Source organism: uncultured Paraglaciecola sp., assembly GCF_937123705.1.
GTDB lineage: Bacteria > Pseudomonadota > Gammaproteobacteria > Enterobacterales > Alteromonadaceae > Paraglaciecola.
The window spans coordinates 1-5013 of sequence record NZ_CAKZKO010000207.1 but is presented as its reverse complement, the minus strand read 5'-3'; the positions used below and the strand labels follow the sequence as shown (position 1 = coordinate 5013).

At 50.8% G+C, this 5013-nt stretch carries 5 protein-coding genes and 1 pseudogene; 4 read left to right on the top strand and 2 right to left on the bottom strand.

The window, feature by feature from the left end; translation table 11 throughout:
* From glnA to Q0688_RS25850, 3 genes and pseudogenes are all read left to right on the top strand, one after another.
* Positions 1–642 (top strand): annotated as a pseudogene (gene glnA, locus Q0688_RS25860) (glutamine synthetase); the annotation flags it as partial.
* Positions 643–868: 226 nt separating this feature from the next.
* Positions 869–1438 carry a DUF4124 domain-containing protein gene (locus tag Q0688_RS25855; RefSeq protein ID WP_054547996.1) on the top strand — a complete coding sequence of 190 codons (570 nt, stop codon included), beginning with the start codon at positions 869–871 and terminating at the stop codon, positions 1436–1438.
* A gap of 168 nt (positions 1439–1606) precedes the next feature.
* Entirely contained in the window at positions 1607–2089 is a 483-nt protein-coding gene (locus Q0688_RS25850) for a PAS domain-containing protein (RefSeq protein ID WP_299084396.1), read from the top strand.
* Between the two features lie 456 nt (positions 2090–2545).
* On the opposite strand, the gene Q0688_RS25845 is transcribed toward Q0688_RS25850, so the two are convergent.
* Together Q0688_RS25845 and lepB are read right to left on the bottom strand one after the other, a co-directional pair.
* Positions 2546–2941 carry a glutathione S-transferase N-terminal domain-containing protein gene (locus Q0688_RS25845; RefSeq protein ID WP_299084393.1) on the bottom strand — a complete coding sequence of 132 codons (396 nt, stop codon included), beginning with the start codon at positions 2939–2941 and terminating at the stop codon, positions 2546–2548.
* Between the two features lie 274 nt (positions 2942–3215).
* Complete coding sequence (gene lepB, locus Q0688_RS25840; RefSeq protein ID WP_299084390.1) at positions 3216–4046, bottom strand: signal peptidase I; 831 nt, start codon at positions 4044–4046, stop codon at positions 3216–3218.
* Positions 4047–4227: 181 nt separating this feature from the next.
* On the opposite strand from lepB, the gene Q0688_RS25835 reads away from it, so the two are divergent.
* The coding region (locus Q0688_RS25835) for an alpha/beta hydrolase (RefSeq protein WP_299084387.1) at positions 4228–5013 on the top strand (786 nt) is incomplete at its 3' end.

Genomic DNA, 5013 nt, shown 5'->3' with positions numbered 1-5013 from the left:
ATGCCTAAGCCACTAGTTGGTGACAACGGTTCTGGTATGCACGTTCACCAATCTCTAGCAAAAGACGGTGTAAACCTGTTTGCTGGTGATAAGTACGGCGGCCTATCTGAAATGGCGCTTTACTACATCGGTGGTGTAATCAAACACGCTCGTGCAATCAACGCATTTGCTAACCCATCAACGAACTCGTACAAGCGTCTTGTACCTGGTTTTGAAGCTCCGGTAATGCTTGCTTACTCAGCACGTAACCGTTCTGCTTCTATCCGTATCCCAGTAGTACCAAGCCCGAAAGCACGTCGTATCGAGCTACGTTTTGGTGACCCAGCAGCGAACCCATACCTATGTTACTCAGCAATGCTGATGGCTGGCCTTGACGGTATCAAGAACAAGATCCACCCAGGCGAAGCTATGGATAAAGATCTATACGACCTTCCAGCAGAAGAAGCGGCTGAAATCCCAACCGTTGCTGAATCTCTAGAAGTAGCACTTAAAGCGCTAGACGACGATCGTGAGTTCCTAACAGCTGGCGGCGTATTCTCTGACGATTTCATTGATTCTTACATCACACTGAAATCTGACGACGTACAACGCGTGAACATGGCAACACACCCACTTGAGTTTGAACTGTACTACTCAGTTTAATCTCCTGTAGAGATAAGCCATTTCTTACTGCAACCTTGTAAGAATCGCTGACTAAATATTAGGCTCGCCTCGCAGGCGGGCCTTTTTTATATACTCCCTCCCCCTGCTTCCTCGTACCATACCTTAGACAAAAGCCCTCAGAGGCTGCTGCTATAAATACAATAAAATCAATAACAAAACCAACGCCAAACGTGAAATCACCTAGCGGTGAAAAGAGGCTAAAGATATGAAAAATATACTGTTCCTGATCGGGTTAACAGTCGCGATCTCGTGCTCTGCTCAAACGGTGTATACCTGGGTGGATGAGGATGGTGTTCTCCACTTTAGTGATAACCCTAGCGCTCAAGATGCCAAATCTCTTCGCCTACCGGATGTGCAAGCGTCAGCACCCGCACCTAAATTTGAAGCCTCGACTCCCGTTGACGCTGCTGCTTCATCTACAACTAAAACGGCAATGCCAGCTCAGGATCAGGAAAAAACAGAAAGCACGAAACGTGAGGCGCCAGCTCAACTAGCCCTCATCATGCTGACTCCCGTTCATGACCAAACCATCCGTAGCAACCGCGGCTTAATCCCTATTCAAATAGAACTTAGCCGCAAGCTTGGTATTGGAGAACAGTTGCAATTGATGCTCGATGGTCGTCGCTATGGCGCCCCACAAACCCAACCGAATTGGGAACTGAAAGGTATCGATCGAGGTACTCACACCATTGCAATTCAAGCACATAGAAGCGGCAAGCTTATTGCATCTACTAGTCCAGTCACCGTGTATTTACATCGAGCGACGCTCAAGTAGGCCAATGTGTTAAAAGAGACTGAATTACCTCTACTTTTCACCTAATCGAAGCAGCTTTCAGCGACTCTAATGAATTATCTTTAGCTTCTGGTTGATATGCGCCATACTTGAACTTAGCTACGCACCAATTTGGTGCAGTGAGAAAAACACCAGTTCAAGGACGAAATAGTGAATCGATCAGCCAAAAGCGACAGCATAGATACACATCATCTTTCCAGCGCCATTCTCGACAATATGGTGACCTCAACATTGATGCTCGATGAGCAACTGTATGTCCGATACGCCAACCCGGCGGCTGAACAACTCTTTTCACAAAGCGCGCGACGCATCGTCGATCACCCATTGAGCCAACTCATCCAACACGCCTCACTGGATTTGGCGCTTCTGACGCAACCGCTACAAAGTGGCCAGAGCATTACCGACAGTGACGTTACCTTCGTTGTTGATAACCGCCCACTGATGCTTGAAGTCACGGTTAGCCCAATCTCTTGGCAACGAGAGACGCTGTTATTGGTTGAGATGCGCAAGATAGACCAGCAAAGACGCCTCAGCCAAGAGCTCAACCAACACGCACAACAACAAGCGGCTGTTCAAAGGAGCCACCCTGGTAGCTGTATGGAGTCCGCGCAGGTGGATTGGCTTGCGCGCTGACTGTACTGCTCGCCTGACGTGCCTCTTTCTCTTCAGGATCCTGATACGACGCTGAGCGGCCGAATTCTTCTCCAGTACTCGTGGCGTAACGATTATTCTGCAAGCGCGCGAGATAATAAATACCCTGCTGTTCGACGAGGTAGCGCCCGTCTTCGAGCATCATGTAGGGTGCAGACCGAGAGCCCAACAGCATAACCCTGTGGCTATCGCCATTAAGCAAGTGCAGATCTGCCCACTCCAACGCAGGCGGAGTCTGAGCATGCCCCGTCTGCCACCCTGTAAGTAGCAGGCTGAGGATAATGATTCGGATCATTGAGAAGGCCCGGTGAAAACGTCTTCGCTGTAACTCTAGACGTGTCAGGCCACTTTTTCAGGCGGATGTAACAGTTTCACACAATTGCACAACTAGACAACAACAGTTACCCAGTTGTGTTAACTGAACATTTGATAAGTACTTTATAAAGGTGCTTTCGGGGACTGGCAGGAGCCCAGCTTTCCCAAACGTTTTTCAAGATAATTGATAATGGCTTCGGGGCTGTATATCCAACGATCACCACTGCGGGTACATATTCTCAAACAGGGAACCCGGCTCTCGCCACCGCCTTTCACCAGTTCATTGCGGTAAGCATCAGCACGTTCGACTTCTTTGGTCACCGGATGCAGCCCCGCTCTCTCCACATAGCGCTTAACCGATATCGATGATGGGCACTGTCGGGAGTAATAAAGGTGCATTCTGCGGGATTCGCGATTCAGAAGAGTTTGTTCTTCTGCAGGTCTCTCGATCGGCTTCACCGGGAGGAATCGGTCTACCAGACCAAGCGTTTTGCCTTTGATATGTCTCGTCAGATTCATAACTGCGTCATGGGACCTATGGTCTGATTCTGAAAAAACAGGGCTCTGATGGCCAACCCTGTGCCGGTACGCATTTTTGCTCACCAACTGCGGGCATTCTATTCATGGGCGTAAGGATTACTACCCCTTGATGAAAATTTTTATGCGATTTCGGCCAATTATGAGCCGAAGGTCGAATGATTGACTAAAACCACACCCAACATCATGGCCAACATAGTCGCCACAAGAAGCCAGCGCGACCGCTGGCAGAACTTGCATGGTTTCTTTTTCGCCATTACTCAATCACTTTGACACGGTCAAACGATGGCAGGCTTGTCCAGGACTCCCAGTGCATCCAAACAGCCACCGCCTTCCCCACAATGTTCTTCTCAGGTACGAAGCCCCACATACGGCTGTCTCCGCTGTTTCCGCGATTATCGCCCATCATAAAGTAGTGACCATCAGGAACCGTCCACTCACCTTCAGGACCACCCCAGAGCGCAGCCTGCCCTGTCGCACGATCACGTCCAGGCAACCACTTAACTACTGGCGTCGCGTTATCCATGGTCTCTTCACCGAGTACCATGGTCGGAGCATAGGCCGGCTTACCGCCCAAAACCTCTGTTGGTACAGGCTCACCATTGAGCGTCAAACTAAGATCCTTATATACGATGTGGTCTCCCGGCAAACCGATCACGCGTTTAATGAAGTAACGCGAGTCTTCCGGTGGGAAAAACACCATAACGTCACCACGCTGAGGTTGATCTACAGGAATAATAGTAGACCCGTTCCCCGGCACACGCAGGCCATAGCTGAACTTGCTGACCAGAATAAAATCACCGACCTGTAGGCCAGGTTCCATTGAACCCGAAGGTATCTGAAAGGGTTCAAACGCAAACGAACGCAGGACAAAGACCAAAGCCAGAACGGGAAAGAACTGCCGTGACTGGTCAATCAGAAACGGCTCTTTCGTTGCTTCGAGGATATTTTCCTGAGATGCACCGCTTTGTTCCAGCGCATCAATGCGCTCCTGACGTTTACGACGAAGAAAGAGTCGATCAACCAATACGACAAGACCCGTCAGGCCCGTGGCCACCATGAGAATCAGGGGTAAATCAAGTTCCATAAAAGTGTCATATTCCTGCTGCAGGCTTACGCTAGACTAGAGGCCGCCCCATGCAACACTGCTGAGGATGCAGATTGGCAGGCGCGTCTGTCCGCTGTTAGGTCTGGCATTCTAACTGGCGGTGTTATTGATAGCCACCCGAATAAGGTCTGAGGCATTCTCAGGCCAGGTAACTGTTCCGATGACTCGAATACGTACCCGAGATGGTATAGAGCTGGCCTATGAATCCATGGGGCCAGAGGATGCGCCGCCCGTTATTCTGATTATGGGGCTGGGGGCACAGATGCACGTTTGGCCAACCTCATTATGTCAGCGTTTAGTCGATGCCGGCTTTCGCGTCATACGTTTCGACAACCGTGACACTGGGGCATCGACCTCCCTCGACGAGCACGGTAACCCGAGTCTTATCCGGGTGTGGCTGGGCCGCCGCCTTAAGCGCAAGCCTCGAGTCCCCTACACTCTCAAAGATATGTCGCGGGATGTCATCGCCCTGATGGATGAACTTGGATTACCCAGTGCTCATCTCGTTGGCGCCTCGATGGGCGGTATGATTGCGCAGATTCTCGCCGCGAAAAAACGTAAACGAGTCCGCAGTCTGACATCCATCATGTCTTCAGCGTCAGCGCCTAAAGTTCCAGTCAGCCAACTGCAAGTGATGCTGAAACTCGCCCGACGGCCGCTACAACGGGACCGCGATGAGCATTTTCGTTACATCACCCGGATGAGCGAGGTGATAGGCAGCCCCGGCTACCCCATGTCAGAAGCAGAAATACAACGTCTGGCAGAAACCAGCTGGGAACGGACATCGAGCCCTCTGGGCTTTAAACGCCAGCTCGTAGCAATCACTCACGCCGGTGACCGCCGACGCCTGCTGCAGAAGATAAAAGCACGCACCCTGGTGATTCATGGTGCTGATGACCCACTGATTCCGGTCACCATGGGCATCGAAACAGCTTCGCTGATATCC